General features: G+C 39.7%; 19 protein-coding genes and 1 pseudogene. All 20 read left to right on the top strand.

The window, feature by feature from the left end; genetic code table 11:
* Positions 1–316 precede the first annotated feature (316 nt).
* The 20 genes and pseudogenes from U473_RS10700 (at position 317) to argH (ending at position 23,046) form a co-directional block, all read left to right on the top strand.
* The gene (locus tag U473_RS10700) at positions 317–1,402 is read left to right on the top strand and encodes a hydrogenase small subunit (protein WP_068726193.1); all 1,086 of its coding nucleotides are present in this window, start codon (positions 317–319) and stop codon (positions 1,400–1,402) included.
* Between the two features lie 2 nt (positions 1,403–1,404).
* Positions 1,405–3,120, top strand: coding sequence for a nickel-dependent hydrogenase large subunit (locus U473_RS10695; RefSeq protein ID WP_068726191.1), 1,716 nt, complete (start codon positions 1,405–1,407; stop codon positions 3,118–3,120).
* A 93-nt stretch (positions 3,121–3,213) separates the two neighbouring features.
* The gene (gene cybH, locus U473_RS10690) at positions 3,214–3,885 is read left to right on the top strand and encodes a Ni/Fe-hydrogenase, b-type cytochrome subunit (RefSeq protein WP_399167883.1); all 672 of its coding nucleotides are present in this window, start codon (positions 3,214–3,216) and stop codon (positions 3,883–3,885) included.
* A gap of 13 nt (positions 3,886–3,898) precedes the next feature.
* Positions 3,899–4,390: a HyaD/HybD family hydrogenase maturation endopeptidase gene (locus U473_RS10685; protein ID WP_407701924.1), complete on the top strand. Its 492-nt coding sequence runs from the start codon at positions 3,899–3,901 to the stop codon at positions 4,388–4,390.
* Positions 4,387–4,809, top strand: coding sequence for a hypothetical protein (locus U473_RS10680; RefSeq protein WP_068726187.1), 423 nt, complete (start codon positions 4,387–4,389; stop codon positions 4,807–4,809). Before U473_RS10685 ends, U473_RS10680 begins: the two co-directional genes overlap by 4 nt.
* 19 nt (positions 4,810–4,828) lie before the next feature.
* Positions 4,829–5,179, top strand: coding sequence for a hydrogenase maturation nickel metallochaperone HypA/HybF (locus tag U473_RS10675; RefSeq protein ID WP_068726185.1), 351 nt, complete (start codon positions 4,829–4,831; stop codon positions 5,177–5,179).
* Positions 5,180–5,265: 86 nt separating this feature from the next.
* Positions 5,266–5,931, top strand: a complete 666-nt coding sequence (gene hypB, locus U473_RS10670; protein ID WP_068726183.1) for a hydrogenase nickel incorporation protein HypB — start codon at positions 5,266–5,268, stop codon at positions 5,929–5,931.
* Positions 5,910–8,216 carry a carbamoyltransferase HypF gene (hypF, locus tag U473_RS10665; RefSeq protein WP_068726181.1) on the top strand — a complete coding sequence of 769 codons (2,307 nt, stop codon included), beginning with the start codon at positions 5,910–5,912 and terminating at the stop codon, positions 8,214–8,216. The genes hypB and hypF overlap by 22 nt, the downstream gene beginning before the upstream one ends.
* A gap of 18 nt (positions 8,217–8,234) precedes the next feature.
* Positions 8,235–8,462 (top strand): HypC/HybG/HupF family hydrogenase formation chaperone, encoded by a 228-nt coding sequence (locus U473_RS10660; protein ID WP_068726180.1) that lies wholly within the window; start codon positions 8,235–8,237, stop codon positions 8,460–8,462.
* On the top strand, positions 8,443–9,552 hold the full coding sequence (hypD, locus tag U473_RS10655; protein WP_068726178.1) for a hydrogenase formation protein HypD: 1,110 nt from the start codon (positions 8,443–8,445) through the stop codon (positions 9,550–9,552). Before U473_RS10660 ends, hypD begins: the two co-directional genes overlap by 20 nt.
* 2 nt (positions 9,553–9,554) lie before the next feature.
* Positions 9,555–10,571 (top strand): hydrogenase expression/formation protein HypE, encoded by a 1,017-nt coding sequence (gene hypE / locus U473_RS10650; protein ID WP_068726176.1) that lies wholly within the window; start codon positions 9,555–9,557, stop codon positions 10,569–10,571.
* A gap of 235 nt (positions 10,572–10,806) precedes the next feature.
* Positions 10,807–11,868, top strand: a complete 1,062-nt coding sequence (argC, locus tag U473_RS10645) for an N-acetyl-gamma-glutamyl-phosphate reductase (RefSeq protein WP_068726174.1) — start codon at positions 10,807–10,809, stop codon at positions 11,866–11,868.
* A gap of 88 nt (positions 11,869–11,956) precedes the next feature.
* Positions 11,957–13,183 carry a bifunctional ornithine acetyltransferase/N-acetylglutamate synthase gene (argJ, locus tag U473_RS10640; RefSeq protein ID WP_068726172.1) on the top strand — a complete coding sequence of 409 codons (1,227 nt, stop codon included), beginning with the start codon at positions 11,957–11,959 and terminating at the stop codon, positions 13,181–13,183.
* Positions 13,146–14,006, top strand: a complete 861-nt coding sequence (gene argB, locus U473_RS10635; protein WP_153012041.1) for an acetylglutamate kinase — start codon at positions 13,146–13,148, stop codon at positions 14,004–14,006. The genes argJ and argB overlap by 38 nt, the downstream gene beginning before the upstream one ends.
* Positions 14,006–15,171, top strand: a pseudogene (locus tag U473_RS10630) (aspartate aminotransferase family protein). Before argB ends, U473_RS10630 begins: the two are co-directional and overlap by 1 nt.
* 13 nt (positions 15,172–15,184) lie before the next feature.
* Complete coding sequence (locus U473_RS10625; RefSeq protein ID WP_068726167.1) at positions 15,185–16,315, top strand: carbamoyl phosphate synthase small subunit; 1,131 nt, start codon at positions 15,185–15,187, stop codon at positions 16,313–16,315.
* Positions 16,299–19,217 (top strand): carbamoyl-phosphate synthase (glutamine-hydrolyzing) large subunit, encoded by a 2,919-nt coding sequence (gene carB / locus U473_RS10620; RefSeq protein ID WP_068726165.1) that lies wholly within the window; start codon positions 16,299–16,301, stop codon positions 19,215–19,217. The genes U473_RS10625 and carB overlap by 17 nt, the downstream gene beginning before the upstream one ends.
* A complete protein-coding gene (gene argF, locus U473_RS10615; protein WP_068726163.1) occupies positions 19,180–20,142 on the top strand; it encodes an ornithine carbamoyltransferase in 963 nt (320 codons plus the stop codon). Before carB ends, argF begins: the two co-directional genes overlap by 38 nt.
* A gap of 305 nt (positions 20,143–20,447) precedes the next feature.
* On the top strand, positions 20,448–21,656 hold the full coding sequence (locus U473_RS10610) for an argininosuccinate synthase (RefSeq protein ID WP_068726162.1): 1,209 nt from the start codon (positions 20,448–20,450) through the stop codon (positions 21,654–21,656).
* A complete protein-coding gene (gene argH, locus U473_RS10605) occupies positions 21,649–23,046 on the top strand; it encodes an argininosuccinate lyase (RefSeq protein WP_068726160.1) in 1,398 nt (465 codons plus the stop codon). Before U473_RS10610 ends, argH begins: the two co-directional genes overlap by 8 nt.
* Positions 23,047–23,119: the final 73 nt, after the last annotated feature.

The following is a 23,119-nucleotide window of genomic DNA, read 5'->3' as shown; positions in this document are numbered from 1 at the left end:
CGATTGTGATTGTGGTTTTGTGGCAGATAGAGATTGGAACGCTTCTATCAATATCAAGCGTGAAGGATTGCGACTGTTAGTATAATCATAAATAGAGCATGGAACAGGCTCGATAGCTAAGTAAATTTCGTACCGTTAGGTGCGATTACCTTAGAAGCCCCCACCTCTAAGCGAAGCGTAGGTGGCGGGTAGTTCACTATAAATATATTAGCTATATGCAGTGATTATGAACAATTGGTGAACTAATATACGATACAACTTTTTTATAATCATAAGTGTTATTATTATCATTCTAGAAAAATGGAGGAGTAAAAGAATGGATGGAGAGAAAACGATTTTAGAATCTGCTCTTGAAAGGGGGATTTCTCGTCGGCGTTTCTTACAGATGTGTACCGGTTTGGCTGCCACAATGGGTTTAAGTTTTTCCCAAACGGATGTTGTAGTGAAGGCAATGGAAACAAAAAAACGCGTACCAGTCATTTGGCTACAAATGCAAGATTGCACAGGTTGTTCTGAATCATTTATTCGCTCTACTCATCCTAAGGTTGAAAGCGTTTTACTAGAGATGATTTCGTTAGAATACAGTGAAGTCTTATCCGCCGCTTCCGGTCACCATATTGAGACTGCCCGTCAAAGTGTCCTTGAAAACTACAATGGGGAGTATGTCTTAGTTGTAGAAGGAAGTATTCCTTTAAACGATGACTTTTTGATGATTGGTGGTAGATCCGCAAAAGAACTTCTGCTCGAAACAGCAAAGGGAGCAATGGCGGTGATTACTTATGGAAGCTGTTCTTCATGGGGTGGAATTGCAGCAGCAAAACCAAATCCGACCCATGCAGTGCCTGTGACTGATTTAATCAAAGATAAACCAGTGATTCGAATTCCTGGATGTCCACCAATCGCTGAAGTGATGACTGGTGTGATCGCACATATTATCACCTTTGGAACAATTCCGGAACTAGATAGTCAAAAAAGACCAAAGGCTTTCTATCGACACAGGATTCATGATACATGTAACCGTCGTGCGTATTTTGATGCAGGCCTGTTTGCAGAAAGCTTTGATGATGAAGGGGCAAAACAAGGCTATTGTCTATATAAGCTTGGTTGTAAAGGCCCTACTACATATAGTTCTTGTGCGCAAATTCGCTGGAATGGTGGGGTAAGCTTCCCGATTCAATCAGGTAATCCATGTATTGGTTGTACAGAAAATCAATTCTGGGATAATGGGCCTTTCTATGTTCGTGAGGCAGAAATCCCTGGTACACAAACGACGATCAATCCTGAGAAAGTTGGTCTCTATGCAACTGGGGCTGCACTAGCAGGTATCGCTGTTCATGCATCTATTACCGCAATGAAAAAAGAACCAAAAAAACAAGAAAACTCGATAAATAGAGGTGAATAAAGATGGAGCGATTAGTGATCGATCCGGTTAGCCGAATAGAAGGCCATTTAAGAATTGAAGCAGATTTTAATGATGGAGTGATTAAAGATGCTTTTAGTTCTGGGACATCGGTAAGGGGAATTGAACTGATTGTCCAAGGCAGAGACCCAAGAGATGTCTGGGCCTATGTTCAACGGATCTGTGGGGTTTGTACCACGGTTCATGCCTTGTCCTCCGTTCGTTCAGTTGAAGATGCGTTAGATATTCATATCCCGCGAAATGCTCATTTAATCAGAGAGATGATGAATGAAACATTATTTGTTCATGACCATGTCGTTCATTTTTATCATTTACATGCCTTAGATTGGGTGGATGTCGTCAATGCATTAAAAGCAGACCCTGCAGAGACAAGTCGTATTGCTCAATCGATCTCTGATTGGCCGAAATCATCTGTTGGTTATTTTAAAGAGGTTCAAAATAAAATTAAAAAATTAGTGGATAGCGGACAACTTGGTATTTTTGCTAACGGATATTGGGGTCATCCCGCTTATAAGTTACCACCTGAGGTTAATCTACTAGCAGTAGCACATTATCTAGAAGCACTAGATTGGCAAAAAGAAGTAGTAAAAATCCAAACGATTTTTGGAGGAAAGAATCCACACCCATTTTACGTGGTAGGTGGAATGGCTACTCCAATCGATATCAATAGTGATACAGGAGTGAATGCAGAACGATTAGCCTATATTTCTCAACTGATTGATGAAGCAAGAGAGTTTGTGAACAAGGTCTACATTCCTGATCTTTTAGCGATTGGTTCGTTCTATAAAGATTGGACCTATGGTGGAGGATTAAACAATTACTTGGTTTATGGTGATTTCTCTACCAGCGATTGGAAAGAAGTGAAGGATTATCGTATGCCTCGAGGTGTCATTCTAGATGGCGATTTAAGCAAGGTATATGATGTAGATCCAAGAGACCCAGAACAAATTAAAGAATTTATTGATCGTTCATGGTATACCTATGATGGTCAAAGAACAGGTGCAAAACATCCTTGGGAAGGGGAAACCACATTAAATTATAGTGGGCCAAAAGCCCCTTATAAAAATTTAAATACGGATGATAAATATAGTTGGTTAAAATCTCCTCGTTGGAAGAATAAACCGATGGAGACAGGTCCATTGGCTCGAATGTTAGTAGGATATGCACTAGACAAAGAAGAGTTTGTCGATATTGTCGATAGTACTTTGAAAAAATTAGATTTACCGATTAGTGCCTTACAGTCTGCCTTAGGAAGAACGGTTGCGAGAGGACTTGAAACAGTTCTCATTTCCAACTGGCTACGCAATGATATGGATGAACTATTGAAAAATATCAAGAATGGGGATCAAACCACATTTGATCGCACAAAGTGGGAACCTAGTACATGGCCGAAACAAACAAAAGGTGTAGGTTGGATGGAGGCTCCTCGCGGTTCGTTAGGCCACTGGATTGAAATTGAAGATGGGAAGACAAAAAATTATCAAGCGGTTGTTCCTACGACTTGGAATGCATCACCAAGAATTGAGGACCAAAATGTAGGTGCGTATGAAGCTGCTTTAAGGGGCACACCTGTTTTAGATCCTGAACAACCGATCGAAATTCTAAGGATTATCCATTCCTTTGACCCATGCTTGGCTTGTGCTGTTCATCTGACTGATTTAGAAAATCAAAAAATGACCGAACTTAAAATAGGTTATTAGGAGGGAAGTTTGATGTCGATCCCTACTGAACCAAATCCAATCCCAAGGTATCAGCCTGATTTTACCTTTGACCCAAACCATGTTAGCAGGAATATGAAAGGAAACTGTACTAAAGTATATGTATGGGAGCTTCCGGTACGTATTTTCCATTGGATCAATGCACTTGCTATTATCATCTTAATGATTACCGGGGTCTATATTGCTCATCCTTTTGTAGCTGCGCCTGTTCAAGAAGAAGCTTACTATTCTTTCTTGATGGGCTGGGTTCGTTATATTCACTTTTTTTCTGCTTTTGTTTTTACGATCAATTTACTTGTCCGGTTCTATTGGGTTTTTGTTGGGAATCAATATGCAAAGTCAAACCCGTTACGAAAAGAGTTTTGGAAAGGTACGTTTGAAACGATTAAATTTTATTTATTCCTAAAAAATAAGAAAAAACATTATATTGGTCATAATGCCTTGGCTGAATTAAGTTACTGGATCTTTATTGGCACAGGATCACTCATCATGATGTTTACTGGATACTATTTATATTTTGAACCCAATCCAGAATCCTTTTGGGGGAAATTCTTCTCTTGGGTTCCATACCTTTTTGGTGGAGATAGTTTTTCCGTTCGATCTTGGCATCATTTAGTGGCATGGGGATTTATGGTGTTTATGGTGATTCATATTTATATGGCATTTCGTGAAGATTGGCTCACAAGGAACGGAACGGTATCTTCTATTTTCACAGGTTATAAGTCTGAATGCGATCTAAGAGACTGAAGGTGTGTAACAGATGATGACTGAAGAAAAGAAAGCAAAAAAAATCATTATTATTGGCATTGGCAACACCCTCTATTCAGATGAGGGTGTTGGTGTGCATATTCTTCCCTATTTACGTGAAGCTCTACCAGAGTCACCCTATCTTGAGATCATAGAAGGGACAACGGATGGAATCAAATTATTAGAACCTGTTGAGGAAGCTGACTATTTGATTATTATTGATGCGATCAATGCGGGGAAACTAGCAGGGGAATTAATAACGATTGAGGATGAGGAAATACCAAAGTATTACGGGATCAAAATGTCAATTCATCAAGTGGGTTTTCAAGAAGTATTATCTGCAGCCAAACTTCGGGAAAGATTACCCGAAAAAATGATCATGTTCGGTATCCAGCCTTATTCCTTACAATTAGGTCTTGAATTATCAGAAACGGTTCAAAAACAATTGCCAAAGCTGGTAGAAAAAGTCGTTCAACAGGTTCAAATTTGGAGTGAAAGCTTGTGAATCGTGCCGAGTTCTTATCTCAGATGAAAAAGAGCCTTTTAGAGGCTGCAAAAGAGTTTGTTTCTCCTTTAATTGAAGAGGACGTTGAGAAGATCGATCAATTGTTTGATGAGATGACTGGGGTGAAGCGGCACACTCTTGGACATCTTCATCCAAAAGCGTTTATTGGGGTTAAGGATCTTTTTTTAGAAAATCGTTCGATTAGCCTTTATTCCAATGGGGAAGAGATGAAAGCCCTTGATAAAACTTGCCCAATTTGCCATACCTTCATTCAGTGGATTCCTTTTGAAAAGAAATTGATCTGTCTAGCATGCAATAAGCAATATTTCATTGAAAAGAATGAGGGCCAATTCGTTCCAAAGTTTTACCCTTTAAAAGAAAAGGATGGTAAGTGGTTTGTTTTAATAGAGAAAATGTAAAGGAAAGAGGAGGATCAAGATGCATGAGATGGCTTTGATGGGTGATATCCTCCATTTGATAGAAGAAGATGCGAAAAAGAGGAATATCAAAAAAGTAGAAGAAGTAGATTTAATCGTAGGAGAATTGAGTAATGCACTACCAGACGCATTGGAAATGGCTTTTGATGTGTACAAATCTCAGGGAATTGATTTCTTGGACAAGAATGCAAAACTAACCATCATTCACGAGAAAGCAAAAGCCATATGTGTGATCTGTGAATTAGAATATATGCCAGAACAACGGATTGCGGTATGCCCTGCATGTAACTTTCCGAGTGGGAAGTTGATCGCTGGGGAAACGTTTAAAGTGAAATCCTATAAAGGAAATTAGATAGGTTTGTATAGGGGTGGAATATACAAACCACGAAAAGCAATGTGTTAAAGTTGTGTACAATCTTTACAAAGGGGGAAAGGGAGATGGAAATCGTTCTAGAGGAAGACATTCTATCAAATAATAATAAGGCCGCTGAATTTAATAGAGAGCAGTTTCAAAAAAGTAGAACCTTAGTGATCAATATTATGAGTTCACCTGGGGCAGGAAAGACGACGCTATTGGAAAAAACTGTACAGGCTTTATCCAGTGAATTTCGCATTGGTGTCATCGAAGGAGATTTGGCTACAGAAAAAGATGCGGATCGTATTCGTGCATTAGGAGCAAAAGCAGTACAAATCAACACCAATGGTGGTTGTCATCTAGATGCAAGAATGGTAGCAAAAGTGTTGCCTGAATTTAATTTAGATGATATCGATATCTTATTTATTGAGAATGTAGGTAACCTGGTTTGTCCATCTGGTTATGATCTAGGTCAAGCCCATAAAGTGGTAGTTTTAAGTATTCCAGAAGGAAATGACAAGATTCCAAAGTATCCAGTGATGTTCCGCAGAACAGAATTGGTTGTCTTAAATAAAATTGATTTGCTTCCTTATCTAGATTTTGATGTACAACAAGCAATTGAAGACTTAAAAGGAATTAACCCTGAATCGAAATTGATCCAACTTTCATCGAAGACAGAAGAAGGACTAGAAGAATGGCTCAATTGGATCAGGGGTGTTTATCAAAAATGCTTAAAGCCAGCAAATTAACGATAAAAGGAAGGGTTCAAGGGGTGGGATTTCGCCCCTTTATCTTTCAATTAGCTGAAAAATATGACATCAAGGGAACTGTTCAAAATAATATGGATGGGGTGCGAATCGTAGCGGAGGGGGAGGAAGAATCCCTTCAACAAATGATTGATGAAGTTAAGCTCCATCCTCCAAGGTTATCTAGAGTGGATTCTATTGATGTTGTAGAAATGGATCCTAAGGGATATCAAGATTTTATGATTATCCCAAGTGAACGAACGGGGAAGTCCTCCTTAGTGATTCCCGTCGATTCGGCGGTATGTGAAGATTGTTTACGGGAGATGAAAGACCCAACCAATTTTCGCTATCGTTATCCCTTTATCAACTGTACCCAATGTGGCCCCCGTTATACGATTATCTCTGAATTACCCTATGATCGTCCCTATACGGTCATGTCATCTTTTGAGATGTGTGAGTCCTGTCAGGAGGAATATGAGAACCCTAATAATCGTCGCCATCATGCTCAACCGATTGCTTGCCTTTCCTGTGGGCCAGATGTTGAATTATTATCCATCGATGGAGAAGGTATAGGGAAAGGTGATCAAGCGATCGAAAAAGTACAACAGTTGTTAAAACAAGGCTTTATTGTTGCGATCAAAGGCCTAGGGGGTTATCATCTAGCCTGTGATGCTTTGAATGAGGAGACAATCTCTCGTCTAAGGGAGAGAAAACGACGGCCAAATCGTCCCCTTGCCGTAATGGCTGCTTCAATGGAAATCGCTAGGGATCTCTGTTATATTGGACCAAAAGAAAAGGAAACCCTTCAATCGTCCGAATCACCGATTGTCGTATTAATGCAAAAGCAGCATAACCAGTTGCCTAAAAACTTGGCTCCAGGGTTAAAGACACTAGGGGTCATGTTGCCATATACGCCATTACATTATCTACTCTTCGATGATCCAGACCTTCGTTTATTGGTGATGACGAGTGCCAATCCATCAGGAATGCCTATTCTTTATAAAGACGAGGAGGCATTAAAAGGATTAAATGAAATTGCAGATTTTATCCTAACTACAAATCGAGAAATTTTACATCCTTTAGACGATTCGGTGGTTCAGGTCATTGATGGTGAGATTACTTTTCTAAGGCGTTCAAGAGGTTATGTTCCTGATCCAATCTCAACACAGCAGCCTGTCCATGATGTGATAGCTTTAGGTGGGCAGCAAAAAAATACCTTTGCCATTGGCAGACATGAGCAGATCTTCTTAGGACCTCACATTGGGGATATGGATCACTTGGAGGTTGTCGATTTTTTTAAGAATGAATTTCACCATCTCATGAAATGGATGGGAACTCAAGGAAAAGTGATTGCTATAGACATGCATCCCCAGTTTACAACGAGAAGATTGGCGGAGGACATGCAGGGGAAGATGATTGAAGTGCAACATCATCATGCTCATCATGTGGCGTGTATGGAGGATAATCAGCTGACTGAACCTGTGTACGGGATCATTTTAGACGGTACAGGCTATGGTGAAGATGGTAATATTTGGGGTTTTGAAATCCTTTACGGAGACGCCCGTTCCTTTAAGCGACTAGCCCATCTTACTTATACTCCCCTCCCAGGTGGGGAAAAAGCGATTAAAGAGCCTTGGCGCAATGCTGTCGGGATGATGATTGGTTATTTAGGAGAAAAGGGAGTAATACTAGCAAATCAACTTTTTAAAGAGAAAGAATACGAGATTAATATTTTAAAGAAAATGATCGAAAAGAAGATCAATACGCCGCTAACAGGGACGTGTGGCCGTTTGTTTGATGCGATTAGTGCTATGTTAGGCATTTGTCAGGTTTCCACTTATGATGGTGAAGCAGCAATCCGTTTGTCTGAAATGATGCCTGAAGAAATCACGATTCAAGAATCCTACCCCTTTGAAATTAAAGAAAATGGGGATCAGGGACTAGAGATTGATTTTACCAAAATGATTGATCATATAACAAAGGATATTTTGCAGAAGAAACCAGTGGTTGATATCGTTCAGATGTTTCATCAAACATTGGTTACTGCTCTTGTGGAGGCACTTGTACAGGTGTCCAGTTTCCAAACAGACTGGAACCGAAAAGCGGTTTTATCAGGGGGCAGTTTTCATAATCCATTTTTAACTAGTGAAATGAAAAGGAGACTTTCGCAGCTAGGCTTTGAAGTTTATACCCATAAAAAGGTTCCTTGTAATGATGGGGGAATTGCATTCGGTCAGTTAATCGTCGCGGCAAATGCTATCAATAGAGATTCGAATGAAAGGATTTAAAAGGGGGAGAGTAAGGAAATGTGTGTAGGGGTTCCAGCAAAAGTAATAGAAAAAGAGGAATATACGGCAGTAGTGGATGTCATGGGGTCAAAAATGAGGGTAGGTATTATCTTTGTTCCTGAAGTACAAGTAGGTGAATATGTGGTTGTTCATGCAGGACAAGCCATGTCGATCGTTGACGAAGAATATGCAAAGGTCAGCATTGAGGAATGGAGGAAGCTTGCTGATGCTAGAGATTCTGAATGAATCCTCCAACCCTGAGTTAAGTCGAAAATTATTAGCAAAAGTGATGAACTTAGCGAATTTATATAAAGATAAATATGGAAGACTTCCAGCGATCATGGAAGTATGTGGTTCCCATACGATGGCTTTAGCAAGAACGGGGATTAAAAAGTCGTTAAAGGATCATGTGAAGCTTATTTCTGGTCCTGGTTGCCCCGTTTGTGTGACCGATCAAAAATCGATTGACGCAATGATCCAATTGGCGGAAGGTGAAAATCGAATTATTTGTACCTTTGGCGATATGATCAGGGTTCCAGGAACGAAACGTTCGCTGATGGAAGCGAAAACAGAAGGAAGAGAGATTCGAGTCGTTTATTCCCCTGTCGATGCAGTGGAAATCGCCAAGAAGCATTCAGATAAGGAAGTCGTTTTTCTAGGAATCGGGTTTGAAACCACAATTCCTGTTCTTACTGTTGCCCTGAAGATGGCAGATGATGAAGGAATTACAAACTTTTCCATGTGGTTAACCACGAAATTGGTAGAACCAATCATTCGTCATTTACTAGAATCTGAGGTTGTTAAGATCGATGGATTCCTATTACCAGGCCATGTATCTATTGTATTAGGAAAAAATAGTTATCAATATCTTGTGGATGAATATCAGATGCCTGGTGTGATTAGCGGGTTTGAATCGGTAGAAATGTTAAGTAGTATCTATAAACTTTTACAATTGCTCCTTCAAGAAAAAGCGGAGATTATCAATGATCATCGAAGTATCGTCACCGATAAAGGCAATCAAGTGGCTCAGAAACTGATGGAAACGTATTTGACGCTGAGTGATGAAGCATGGCGGGGAATCGGGATCATCAAAAACAGTGGTCTTGATTTGCGGGAAGAATATGCTCACTTAAATGCGAAGAAGAGATTTAACATGACAGTAGGAGAACCTCGTAAAACCGCATGTCGGTGTGGGGAAATCATTCGGGGGATTATTACACCTGAGGAGTGTTCTCTTTTTAATAAAGCTTGTACCCCTCTTCATCCCATTGGGCCATGCATGGTATCTAGTGAAGGAACCTGTGCTGCCCACTATCAATATATGAGGGAGGAATAATTATGAATGATCGAATCAGCTTAGCCCACGGGGATGGGGGAGAATTAGCCCACCAACTGATTCAGGAAGTATTTGTAGATACTTTTGGTCATCAAGAACAAGCGAAATTGGATGCAGCCATTCTTTCTATAGCACATTCAAGGATTGCAATTTCCACAGATAGTTTTGTCATTAAACCTCTCTTTTTCCCAGGCGGAGATATCGGGAAGTTAGCCGTTACAGGAACTGTAAACGATTTAGCAGTAAGTGGAGCGACACCAAAGTTTCTTACTGCTAGTTTTATCATCGAAGAAGGTTTTCCGATTGTTGATCTGAAAAAAATCGTTCAGTCGATGGTAGAAGAAGCGAAAAAAGCAGATGTAAGAATCGTAGCTGGGGATACAAAAGTAGTTGAAAAAGGAAGTGCAGATGGACTCTATATCAATACCACAGGGATCGGTTGGATTGACGAACATCATACGGTAAAACCTGAATCGATGCAAGAAGGGGATTCGATCGTCATTAGTGGAACAATAGGAGATCATGGAATTGCTATCCTTTCTGCTCGAGGAGACTTAGGAATTCAGACAGAAGTTCAAAGTGATTGTGTTACGTTAAACCATATGATTGCAGAGGTTTTACAAGCAGTCAATCATGTTCGGATCATGAGAGATCCCACTCGAGGTGGTCTGGCTACAACACTTGTGGAGATATGTGAAGACTTTAACGTCACGATGGAAATTGATGAAATGCTCCTTCCTGTACGAAGAGAAGTACAAGGGGCCTGCGATATTCTTGGTTATGAACCATTTTATTTGGCAAATGAAGGGAAAGTGATCATCATCGTTGGAAAAGAGGATGAGGGCAAAGTTCTTTCCATTCTACATCAGTATGAAATAGGAAAAGAAGCCAAAGTGATAGGTAAGGTGATAGGGAAAGGCAAAGGAAAAGGAAAAGGAAGGCTTTTTCTTAGAACGCCGCTTGGAAGTACCCGCCGCCTAGACCGTCTATCTGGTATGCTTCTACCAAGAATCTGTTAGTACGAATATCTCTAATATGGTTGTAATTTGCAAGGAACTCGTTTCTTTCAAATTACAACCTTTTTTTGGTTTTGTATATTCCATAAGCAGCGACATAGTACGACTAACAGCTTTAGCTGTGTAGCGTGAACAAATTTATTAAAAAAGACCAAGCTTTGTATAAAAAAACAATTGAATTTATAAAAATACGGATGTATAATAATTCAAAGATATTTATAAATATTTATCAGGGAGGATGGATGAATTGAATGTAATTGTGGTTGGGGCAAGTGGCTATAGTGGGATAGAACTGATTCGAATCTTACTACAGCACCCCAAAGTGAATATTCACCATTTGTTTGTACATAGTCAAGAGGGTGAATCGATCGACAGAATCTATCCTCATTTACGTCAACTCTTGGAGTCACCGATTGAAAAATTATCTGATCTTACCATAGAGAAAATAGTTGAACTCAAAAAAGAAAATGAAGTGGTTTTTTTAGCTACTCCTTCTGGGGTAAGTAAGGAACTTGGCCCTCAATTTCTTGAGGCAGGATTTAAAGTGATCGATCTTTCTGGTGATTTTCGCCTAAAGGAGCCAATACAGTATGAGCTTTGGTACCACTTAGAGGCTGTTGATTCATCTCTTTTACAACAAGCGGTTTATGGGTTATCTGAGGTGTTTCCGAAAGAGATTAAGGAAGCGAACTATATTGCCAATCCAGGATGTTATGCCACAAGTATTTTATTAGCCTTAGCCCCATTATATAGAAGGAAGTTGCCGATTAAATCGGTGATTATCGATGCTAAATCAGGGGTATCAGGAGCAGGTCGTGGATATTCACGAAACACCCACTTTTCAGAAGTCAACGATAATTTTAAAGCATATAAAGTGGGAAGGCATCAGCATATTCCTGAAGTTGAACAAGTATTAACAGATCTAAGTGGCCATCAGGTTACGGTGCAAATGATGACCCATTTACTACCGATCACAAGAGGAATCTTGTCAACGATTTATCTAGACCTTGAAAAGGAATATAAAGAAGAAGAATTGGTTCAATATTACGTAGAGGATTATGGAAACCAACCATTTATCCGCGTTCGTCCTAGCGGGGAATACCCTGAAACTAAACAAGTGGTTGGTTCCAATTATTGTGATATTGGGATTTTCTTAGATCAACGGACCAAAAGACTGATTCTTTTTTCAGCCATTGATAATTTAATGAAAGGAGCCGCAGGGCAAGCGGTTCAAAATTTAAATCTGATGATGGGTTGGGAACAGGAGTTAGGATTGAGGTTTGTTCCTATCTATCCGTGAGAACAAACATAGTATTACTTTCTTTTCATTTTTATAATGGGATAGGGGTTATCTTAAAGGGTAGAGGTAAAAGAAAGGGGGATGGAGAATGATTAAGATGACAAATTTTAAGATGAAAACGGTCAAAGAGGGGGATGTGACATCTCCACTGGGTTTTCAAGCTGTAGGAATTCATTGTGGGATTAAGAAAAAGAGAAAAGATTTAGGGCTAATCCTCTCAGAAGGGCCTGCTGTAAGTGCAGCCGTGTACACGACCAATGCCTTTCAAGCGGCACCTTTGAAAGTGACCCAACAAAGTTTGGCAAAAGGATCTACATTACGGGCGTTAGTCGTAAATAGTGGGAATGCTAATGCTTTTACAGGGGAGCAAGGAATGGTGGATGCATTGATGATGAGAAATGCAGTTGCTGATTCTTTTCAACTTTCCCCTTGGGAAGTAGCCGTTACATCCACTGGTGTCATTGGAGAAAGATTACCAATCGAAAAAATCCTTGCTGGAATCGAGCAATTACCTCATCTACTTGGTGAGGATGGAGCATCTTTTTCAGAAGCGATTTTAACAACAGATACATTTGCAAAATCATTAGCGGTTGAGATTGAAATCGAAGGAAAAACGGTGACGATTGGGGGTACTGCAAAGGGATCTGGGATGATCCATCCGAATATGGCTACGATGCTAGCTTTTGTTACCACTGATGCTAAGATTCATCCTGATGTACTTCAACGTTTATTGCATCATGTGACAGATCAAACCTTTAACATGATTACAGTGGATGGAGATACATCAACAAATGATATGGTTCTCGTTATGGCCAATGGTTTTGCAGGCCATACAGAATTGACTGAAGCTCATCCAGACTGGCCTGTTTTTGTTCATGGGTTTCATTATGTATCAGAACAATTAGCCAAAATGATTGCCCAAGATGGAGAAGGGGCGACAAAGCTGATTGAAGTGGTTGTTCAAGGAGCAGCTACTGAAGAAATGGCTAAAGTGATTGCGAAAAAAATCGTGGGCAGCAATTTAGTAAAAACTGCTGTGTTTGGAGCAGATGGGAACTGGGGCCGTGTAGTGATGGCGATCGGCAATAGCGGATTTTACGTCGATGAGAAACAACTAGATATTACGATTGGTCATACCCTTGTTGTACAAAAAGGAATCGTCATGAATTATGAAGAAGAAGCTGTGACTCAATCTTTTAAGGAAAATAAAGTAAAGATCTTGGTCGATTTAAACCAAGGAGAGCAATCTGCAACTGCTTGGGGGTGTGACTTAACCTATGACTATGTCAAAATCAATGCCTCATACCGTACGTAATCTTTATTCCGAACATGCCCTAGATGCAAAACAAGTCATTGTGATTAAAATTGGTGGAAGTGTGTTAGGAGAGTTATCTGCTGAGTTTTATCAGGAGTTAGTCAAACTGATCGACCAAGGCTGGTTTCCTGTTATCGTACATGGTGGTGGCCCTGCCATTAACCAAATGCTTGCAAAGCTAGGGATTACTTCTTCTTTCATCAATGGGTTAAGGGTAACAGATGGGGTAACCTTAGAAGTGGTGCAAATGGTGTTAAATGGAAAAGAAAACAAAGAGATTGTCAAAAGGATTCAAATGGCTGGCGGTAATGCCATAGGCTTAAGTGGAATTGATCAACATATGATTGAAGTAGAGCCATTAGACCCTCAATTAGGCTATGTAGGGAAAATAAAACAAATTTCCTGCCACTTGTTCAGTCAGTTACAATTCCAAAATACGATTCCTGTCATTAGTCCGTTAGGAATGGATCAAAAAGGACAGATTTATAATATCAATGCAGATACTGTAGCGCAAGCAATCGCTACTCAACTAAACGCTTCAAAGCTATTGATGGTCTCAGATATTCCTGGAATCTATCAAACGGTAAAAGGAAAGCGGAAAGTCCTTCATCTTTTAACAAGAGAAGAAATCGATCACTTGATTACAGAACAACATGTATTAGGTGGTATGATTCCCAAGGTGGAGGCCGCTTTACAATGTTTAGATCATGGGATTGATGAAGTTTATATCTTGGATGGGCGAGAAAAAGGGATTTTGACTAAAGTGATTGACCATCAGTTAGTCGGAACAAAAATCTATAAAGCGAGAGGAGCGGTTGGTTGATGAGTGCAGTTTTTCCTACTTATCCGGAAGGAATGATTCGCCCTGTAAAAGGAAAGGGGTGCTGGGTTTGGGATGAAAAAGGAAATAGTTATTTAGATTTTACTTCGGGGATTGGCGTCAACCTACTAGGCCATGTTCCAGAGGAAGTAAAGAAAAAAGTCATTGAACAGCTAGACCAAATCTGGCATACATCCAATTTATTTACGATTTCACCCCAGATGGAATTGGCTAAGAAATTAACCGAAATAAGTGGGCTAGATTATGTTTTCTTTGGGAATAGTGGTGCTGAGGCAAATGAAGCAGCCATTAAATTGGCTAGACGTTACCAACAAAAAGTAAAAAATAGACAAAGGTATCAAATCATTACTTTTCAACAATCCTTTCACGGCAGAACTTTAGCCACATTGACGGCTACAGGGCAAATGAAGGTAAAGGATGGTTTTGATCCATTGCCTTATGGCTTTGTGACGATTCCCTATGGAGATATAGAAGCGTTTGATAAGGCAGTCACCCATGAAACAGCGGCGGTTATGCTGGAAGTGATCCAAGGAGAAGGTGGGATTTATCAAGCCGACCCTATTTGGTTAAGCCATCTGGAACAAGTAGCAAAAGAACATGACATTTTATTGATGGTTGATGAAGTACAAACAGGAATGGGAAGAACAGGAGAGTGGTTTGGATTCCAAAATTATCCAATCAAACCTGATGTTATTACCTTAGCAAAAGGATTAGGCAGTGGTTTTCCAATTGGCGCCATGCTCGGGAGCGAGAAAACGAAAGAAGCTTTTTCTCTTGGAAGCCATGGTTCTACTTTTGGTGGAAATTTTATTGTAACAACGGCTGCATTGGCAACCATTGAAACACTACAAAAAAAGGAAATCCTTTCCCATGTTAAAGAGATTGGGGATGATTTAAAAGAACAGCTACAAAAAAATTAAAAAAATACCCTGATTATGTTGAAGTAAGAGGGAAAGGTTTAATGATTGGTATTGAGTGGAAAAAACCTGTTGCCCCATTAGTTGGATTGGCGAAGGAGCAAGGGTTGCTAGTCCTTACAGCAGGACCAAATGTACTCAGATTATTACCCCCATTAAATATTAGTAAAGAAGAAGTGGAACAAGGGATTGACCGCTTAATCAGCAGCATTGAGGCTTGGCAAAAATGAGGAGGTGAAATGAATGAAGGGTTATCTTTTCTTAGAGACAGGAGATTGGTTTGAAGGGGAATGGTTTGGAGCAGAGGTAGAGCAAAGTGGCGAAGTGGTGTTCCAAACCGGAATGACAGGGTACCAAGAAGTGATTACTGACCCTTCCTATGCAGGGCAAATTGTCAATTTTACCTATCCCTTAATCGGTAATTATGGAATCAATACCATCGATGACCAAAGCATCCGTCCTCAGGTTGCTGGAGTGATCGTTGCTGAGTTATGTAAAGAACCTAGCCACCCTCAATATAACCAAACCTTTGAACAGGTTTTAGCGAAATATCAGATTCCTGGTTTATCAGGGATTGATACTAGAGAATTAACAAAGCTGATCCGCAAACATGGCTCTTTAAGGGGGATGATCAGCAAGACCTTGGATTCCTCTTTATTGGCTGATTGGAAAAGAAAACTGGAGCTACAAGAACAAGACGATCAGCAATTTTCAAGAATTAATCTACTTCCTTTAGTAGATCAGGTGAGTACGAGAATTCCCCTTTTTTACCCGAACCAAGGTCCACATGTGGTGGTAATCGATTATGGGGCAAAATTTTCGATTATTGATTCGTTGAAAAGTTTAGGATGTAGCGTGACAGTGGTTCCCTACAACTATCCAGTAAAGGAAATCTTGAAATTAAATCCAGATGGAATTCTTTTATCTAATGGACCAGGGGATCCAAAAGAGCTTACTCCATTATTACCTGAGATTAAAAAATTGGTCACTTCTTTTCCAACCCTTGGCATCTGTTTAGGCCATCAGTTACTAGCACTTTCTTTTGGGGCAGATACAGAAAAATTGCCATTTGGTCATCGTGGTGTAAATCACCCAGTGATTAACCTTGAAACGAATCAAGTATGGATGACTTCACAGAATCATGGTTATGTAGTAAATGATGAATCACTAAAGAAGACAGATTTTGTTGTGACCCATCAAAATGTGAATGACCAATCTGTAGAAGGGATGAAGCATCGTTTTCTCCCAATTCAATCCGTGCAATTCCATCCAGAAGCACATCCAGGGCCGATTGAGGCTTTCGAGATCTTTAAGACATTTGTTCAGCTATGTAGCGTAGAAAAAGGAGTTAAACAATATGCCCAAATCTCGTAAAAACTATCGCAAAATATTAGTTATTGGTTCTGGCCCTATTGTGATTGGGCAAGCAGCTGAATTTGATTATGCAGGTACACAAGCCTGTATGGCTTTAAAAGAAGAAGGAATTGAAATTGTACTGGTAAATAATAACCCAGCAACGATCATGACCGATCAGGAAATTGCAGATTATGTTTATTTTGAACCACTTAGTGTAGAGTCGGTAACAAAAATTATAGAACGCGAAAGACCAGATGGCTTGTTAGCCACTTTAGGTGGGCAAACAGGCCTTAATCTTGCCATAGAGCTTGAAAAAGCAGGAGTCTTAACGAAGTATCAAGTCCCTTTGCTTGGAACCACAATTACCTCGATTCAAAAAGGGGAGGATCGAGAGCTTTTTAAACAGACGATGGAGAAAATCGGTGAACCGATCCCAGAGAGCATCATTACGGGTGATGTAGAAGAGGCAGTGAATTTTGCCAAAGAAATTGGTTTTCCTGTGATTGTTCGCCCCGCTTATACATTAGGAGGAACAGGTGGAGGGAAAGCAGAGACAGAGGAAGAATTGCGTAAGGTGGCCACAAGGGGAATCGAAGAAAGTCCTATTCATCAAATTCAGGTAGATAAGAGTTTACTAGGTTGGAAAGAAATTGAATATGAAGTGATGCGAGACCAAGAAGGGAATAGCATCATTGTTTGCAATATGGAAAATATTGACCCAATGGGGATTCATACAGGGGATAGCATTGTGATCGCCCCATCGCAAACTTTAAATGATCGGGAATATCAGATGCTTCGGACAGTCTCATTAAAAGTGATAGAGACGTTAGAAATCATTGGGGGATGTAATATTCAATTTGCATTGCATCCAGATGGAGAACAATACTATATCATCGAAGTCAACCCTCGTGTTAGCCGTTCTAGTGCTTTGGCATCGAAGGCATCAGGTTATCCCATTGCAAGGATTGCCACCAAATTGGCCTTAGGTTATTCTCTTTATGAAATTAAAAATCCGATCACACAACATACTTATGCTAGCTTTGAACCGGCATTAGATTATGTCGTGATTAAATTCCCTAGATGGCCTTTTGATAAGTTTCCTTATATTCATCGTCAATTGGGAACACAAATGAAAGCAACAGGGGAAGTGATGACGATTGATCGAACCTTTGAAGGAGCCTTTTACAAAGCGATTCGTGCCTTAGAAATTGGAAAAGTTGGTTTACTTGATGAAACCTATGTAACATGGTCTGACGAACAATTAGAAAAAGGGATTACACAGGCAGATGATCAGAGAATTTTTCTGATTGCAGAAGCGTTTCATCGAGGAATAAGTATGCAAACGATCCATCGTTGGTCCAATATTCATCCTTTCTTTCTTCATAAGTTTAAGAAAATGGTGGAGATGGAGTTAGAAATAAACGATTGGAAAAAGAATCAAGTTGAAGTGAACCTTGAACGATTGAAAACATTGAAAAGAAAAGGAATCTCTGACCAATTGTTGGCTAAAGGGATTAACCTTTCCGATGCTGAACTATGGAGCCTATGGAAACAACATAACATTCTACCAAGCTATAAGTCTGTCGATACCTGTGCAGGGGAATTTGAAGCAAAAACCCCCTATTTTTATTCTAGTAGGTTAGGAACAGACGACGAATCCCCTCTTCAAGGAAAAAAGGTGGCGGTGATTGGTTCAGGTCCGATACGAATTGGCCAAGGAATAGAATTTGACTATTGTGCTGTTCATACGGCTCTGACATTAGAACAAGAGGGAATTCAATCTATTATGATTAACGATAATCCTGAAACGGTAAGCACCGATTATCATATGTCTAGCCGCCTTTATATGGAACCTTTAACATTGGAAGATGTGTTACCAATTTTGGAAAAAGAACAGGTGGATGGCGTTGTTTATCAAGTTGGTGGGCAAACAGGGCTAAAATTAGCTAAGCAACTTGAACCTTATTTTCCCTTACTAGGAACTCCAATTGCAACGATTGATCAAATGGAGGATCGAGAACAGTTTAATCAATTTTTGTTTCATGCAGGGATTGAACCCATCCCTGGGCAGATCGTTTGGAAAATGGAAGAACTCCTTCCTGCTGTGACCGAAATTGGTTATCCTATTTTAATTCGTCCTTCCTATGTGATCGGTGGGCAATGGATGAGAGTCATTGAGAATCAACAGAAACTGGAACATTATTTAGATCAATTAACTTTCTCTTTATCTGACCAATCTTTCTATCCTTTACTAATCGATCGCTATATTTCAGGGAAAGAGGTAGAGGTAGATGCTGTTTCTGATGGAGAAGATTGGATCATTCCAGCGATCATGGAACATCTGGAACCAGCAGGCATTCATTCGGGAGATAGTACGGCTGTATTACCACCCTTTTCTTTGACGACGATTCAAAAAAAGAAAGTGATTGAAGCGGCAGAAAAGGTATTAAAGCATGGAAACTTCATTGGTTTAGTCAACATTCAAATGATTGTCGATGGCAACCATATCTATGTTTTGGAGGTAAATCCAAGGGCATCGCGAACCATACCTGTCATCAGCAAAGTTACAGGGATTCCGATGATCCAAATTGCAACCCAAGTCCAATTGGGAAAACGTTTAAAGCAATTACCTTATCCGCTAGGAGTACTTTCGGAAAATCCTTTTTATACAGTGAAAGCCCCTGTTTTTTCTAATCGTAAATTACCAGGTCTAACTGATTCACTTGGGCCTGAAATGAAATCAACTGGGGAAATCTTAAGCTTAGGTTGGACATTAGAAGAAGCATTAGCAAAGGTGAGTCCAAATCCTGACTCTCGTCTTCTCCAACCTAGAACATTGACAGAATATCGTACAAAAGGAACAATGAGAGGAGAGGAACCTTATGAGTATCGCCAAAATAGAAGATCAACAACCTTTTGATTTTAATGGGAGGGACTTTTTAACCTTAGCCGATTTTTCAAAGGAAGAAATAGAATATTTTATTTTACTTGGCATCGATTTAAAGGAGAAGTTGAAAAAAGGGGTTCCTTTTAAACCCCTTGCTGGAAAAACATTAGGAATGATCTTTGAAAAATCCTCTACGCGCACAAGGGTCTCTTTTGAGGTAGGAATGGTTCAGCTTGGTGGTTATCCACTATTCTTAAGTAAACAGGATATTCAGCTTGGCCGTGGGGAAACCATCGCCGATACAGCCCGAGTCTTATCACGCTATGTGGATGGGATCATGATGAGGACTGATTCACAACAAAAACTGATTGAGATGGCAAGATATTCTACAATCCCAATCATTAATGGTCTATCTGATCTTTTCCATCCCACACAAGCGATTGCTGATTTTATGACGATCTATGAACATAAGAAAAAATGGCAGGGATTAAAGTTAGTCTATATCGGGGATGGGAACAATGTGGCACACTCTTTGATGATTACTGGGACTAAACTGGGAATGGATGTGGTAGTGGCAAGTCCAAAAGGGTATGAACCTAATGCCAAAGTGATTCAATTGGCAAAGGAAGAAGCCAATCGCCATGGGGGAAAACTAGAGGTGATCAATGACCCTCAAGTAGCGGTAATCGGGGCTGATATCATCTATACTGATGTTTGGACCAGTATGGGGCAAGAACAAGAAACACGGCTTCGATTAGAACACTTTAAAGGTTTTCAAGTCAACTCTCAGTTATTAAAAGCAGCAGAAAAGGATCATCTTTTCATGCATTGTTTACCTGCCCATCGAGGAGAAGAAGTAACTGATGAGGTCATTGAAGGCCCAAATTCTGTTGTTTTTGATGAGGCAGAGAATCGATTACATGCTCACAAAGCTATTTTAACAGCTTTCATTAGGTGAATCGTGTATTGCAACGCTGCTCCGTCATTCGCGCCTTTCCTCGATTAAAACGTAAAGAGGGAAAGGCACTACTGAAAGTCGCTTGCTTATGCAACACACGATTCACAGTGACTTTATTAAGAGGTGAATTGTGTATTGCAATGCTGCTCCGTTGTCCGCCTCTTATGCAACATACAATTCTTTAAAATAAAAATGATTTAGGTCTTTATTTTTTGTCTATGTTGTATTATTATACTTTTATATGAATAAATATAAAAGTATAATAATACAACTCTTTAAGAGTGAGATGAAAGGAAGTTTTGTTAATGGCGAAAGACAAAGTAGTTTTGGCCTATTCTGGTGGTTTAGATACTTCTGTGGCGATTAAATGGCTACAGGAAAAATATAATTATGATGTTATTGCTTTAGCTATGGATGTGGGCGAAGGCAAGGATTTAGATTTTGTTCAAGAGAAGGCTTTAAAGGTTGGAGCGATTAAATCTTATGTAGTGGATGTGAAGAAGGAATTCGCTGAAGAGTTTATTTTGCCAGCATTAAAGGCAAATACCATGTACGAAGGAAAATATCCTTTGGTTTCTGCCTTATCTCGTCCATTGATCGCCAAATGGCTAGTCAAGGTGGCTAGAGAAGAAGGGGCTGTTGCTGTTGCTCATGGTTGTACAGGGAAAGGAAACGACCAAGTACGTTTTGATGTCTCAGTAACTGCATTAGCGCCAGACCTTAAAATCATTGCTCCTGTAAGAGAATGGGCAATGTCTAGGGATGAAGAAATTCAATATGCGGCAAAACATGGGATTCCAATTCCAGTTCAAAAAGAAAATCCGTTTAGCATTGATATGAACATGTGGGGAAGAAGCTGTGAGGCAGGTGTCTTGGAGGATCCATGGGTAGCACCACCTGAAGAAGCCTATGCACTCACTTCATCGATTCATGATGCCCCTGATCAACCTGAAGAAGTAGAGATTGTGTTTGAAAAAGGGAAGCCTGTTGCCTTAAATGGAGAAGTTCTACCGATGGAAGAGATTATTTTGCAATTGAATAAAATTGCTGGAAAACATGGGGTGGGTCGTATTGACCATGTAGAGAATCGTCTTGTCGGGATTAAATCAAGAGAGATTTATGAAACGCCAGGAGCAACCGTTTTGATTACTGCCCATCAGGCATTAGAAAGCTTAGTTCATCCAAGGGAAATGGCCCACTTTAAGCCGATCATTGAGCAAAAAGTGGCTGATATGATTTATGAAGGATTATGGTTCTCACCACTCATGGATAGCTTAAAAGTATTCATTGATTCTACCCAAGAGATGGTAACAGGTAAAGTAAGAGTGAAACTATTTAAAGGCCACGCAACCGTCGTAGGCCGTAGTTCTGAAGAGTCTCTATATTCCTATGAATTGGCAACATATAATGCCGATGACCAATTCAACCATGAAGCAGCTGTTGGTTTTATCACCTTATTTGGTTTACCAACAAAAGTATTTGCAAAGGTTCACAGGGGGAAAGAGAATGAGTAAAAAAGCATGGGGTGGACGTTTTACCAAATCGACAAACCATTTAGTTGAAGAATATACAGCTTCGATTGGCTTTGATTATAAGTTAGCAGATGAGGATATTCAAGGAAGTATCGCTCATGCCACCATGCTAGCAACACAAGGCATTATTACAGTAGAAGAGATGGATCTTATCATCCGTGGTTTAAAAGAGATTAAAAAGGAAATTGAAGAAGGGCAATTTGAATTTTCAATTGCCCTTGAAGATATTCATATGAATATCGAAAAACGGTTGATTGAAAAGATTGGTCCTGTTGGTGGAAAGCTTCATACGGCAAGAAGTCGCAATGACCAAGTTGCTTTAGATATGCATCTTTACTTAAAGAAATGGGTTAAACAGCTTGGTATAAGACTAGCAGAGTTGATTGAAGGATTTATTCAAAAAGCGGAGGAAAATATTGATGTTATTTTACCTGGCTATACCCATTTGCAAAGAGCCCAACCGATTCTATTTTCCCATCATTTAATGGCCTATGTTTCGATGTTTTTGAGGGATTTAGAACGGCTTCAAGATAGTTGGAAGCGAATCGATTTAATGCCTTTAGGAGCAGGGGCGTTAGCTGGAACCACCTTCCCTATCGATCGAAAGCAAGTAGCAGATCTGCTTGATTTTCAAGGTATTTATGCAAATAGTATGGATGCTGTAAGTGATCGGGATTATATCGTTGAATTTTTAAGTCATGCTTCCTTAATGATGATGCATCTATCTAGACTTTCTGAAGAATTGATTTTGTGGTCTAGCCAAGAGTTTCAGTTTGTAGAACTTGATGATGCCTTCTGTACGGGAAGTAGCATTATGCCACAAAAGAAAAATCCAGATGTAGCCGAATTGGTACGTGGGAAAACAGGAAGAGTATATGGGCACCTGATTTCCTTGCTAACCACATTAAAGGGACTGCCTTTAACCTATAACAAGGATATGCAAGAAGACAAGGAAGGAATGTTTGATACGGTTCAAACCTTAGATGGGGCACTTGCTTTAATGAAACCTATGGTTGAAACGATGAAGGTAAATCAGGAAAAAATGGCGAAGTCGGTGAAAGAGGACTTTTCTAATGCGACAGATTATGCTGATTATCTTGTAACAAAGGGAATTCCATTTCGTCAAGCACATGAGATCGTGGGTAAAACCGTACTCTATTGTATTGAACAAAAGAAATATCTACTTGATTTAACCATAGAAGAGTATCATGCTTTCTCAGATCAAGTAGAAAAGGACATTTACGAAAAATTACAACCAGAGCAAGTGGTGAATGCAAGATCATCATATGGTGGCACAGCAAAGGAATCGGTTTTTGTTCAAATCGAAGAGGCAAAAACAAAATTACAAGATTTACAAGGATTCTTTAGCTAAATTGTACAATTGCAATTATATTTTTATTTTTAGAAAAAGGACTGTTATTCCTGTGGAGGAACAGTCCTTTTTT

Origin of the sequence: Tepidibacillus decaturensis (assembly GCF_001561915.1) — a bacterium.
In the GTDB taxonomy this organism is placed as follows: Bacteria; Bacillota; Bacilli; order Tepidibacillales; family Tepidibacillaceae; genus Tepidibacillus_B; species Tepidibacillus_B infernus.
Note: the sequence above shows the minus strand (reverse complement) of the source record. Positions and strands in the feature narration are given on the sequence as shown.

Bases quoted from the DNA above. Each gene is read 5' to 3' on its own strand.
- U473_RS10700 (WP_068726193.1), top strand. From the start codon at position 317: ATGGATGGAGAGAAAACGATTTTAGAATCTGCTCTTGAAAGGGGGATT.
- U473_RS10695 (WP_068726191.1), top strand. From the start codon at position 1,405: ATGGAGCGATTAGTGATCGATCCGGTTAGCCGAATAGAAGGCCATTTA.
- cybH (WP_399167883.1), top strand. From the start codon at position 3,214: ATGAAAGGAAACTGTACTAAAGTATATGTATGGGAGCTTCCGGTACGT.
- U473_RS10685 (WP_407701924.1), top strand. From the start codon at position 3,899: ATGATGACTGAAGAAAAGAAAGCAAAAAAAATCATTATTATTGGCATT.
- U473_RS10675 (WP_068726185.1), top strand. From the start codon at position 4,829: ATGCATGAGATGGCTTTGATGGGTGATATCCTCCATTTGATAGAAGAA.
- hypB (WP_068726183.1), top strand. From the start codon at position 5,266: ATGGAAATCGTTCTAGAGGAAGACATTCTATCAAATAATAATAAGGCC.
- hypF (WP_068726181.1), top strand. From the start codon at position 5,910: ATGCTTAAAGCCAGCAAATTAACGATAAAAGGAAGGGTTCAAGGGGTG.
- U473_RS10660 (WP_068726180.1), top strand. From the start codon at position 8,235: ATGTGTGTAGGGGTTCCAGCAAAAGTAATAGAAAAAGAGGAATATACG.
- hypD (WP_068726178.1), top strand. From the start codon at position 8,443: ATGCTAGAGATTCTGAATGAATCCTCCAACCCTGAGTTAAGTCGAAAA.
- hypE (WP_068726176.1), top strand. From the start codon at position 9,555: ATGAATGATCGAATCAGCTTAGCCCACGGGGATGGGGGAGAATTAGCC.
- argC (WP_068726174.1), top strand. From the start codon at position 10,807: ATGGATGAATTGAATGTAATTGTGGTTGGGGCAAGTGGCTATAGTGGG.
- argJ (WP_068726172.1), top strand. From the start codon at position 11,957: ATGATTAAGATGACAAATTTTAAGATGAAAACGGTCAAAGAGGGGGAT.
- argB (WP_153012041.1), top strand. From the start codon at position 13,146: ATGACTATGTCAAAATCAATGCCTCATACCGTACGTAATCTTTATTCC.
- U473_RS10625 (WP_068726167.1), top strand. From the start codon at position 15,185: ATGAAGGGTTATCTTTTCTTAGAGACAGGAGATTGGTTTGAAGGGGAA.
- carB (WP_068726165.1), top strand. From the start codon at position 16,299: ATGCCCAAATCTCGTAAAAACTATCGCAAAATATTAGTTATTGGTTCT.
- argF (WP_068726163.1), top strand. From the start codon at position 19,180: ATGAGTATCGCCAAAATAGAAGATCAACAACCTTTTGATTTTAATGGG.
- U473_RS10610 (WP_068726162.1), top strand. From the start codon at position 20,448: ATGGCGAAAGACAAAGTAGTTTTGGCCTATTCTGGTGGTTTAGATACT.
- argH (WP_068726160.1), top strand. From the start codon at position 21,649: ATGAGTAAAAAAGCATGGGGTGGACGTTTTACCAAATCGACAAACCAT.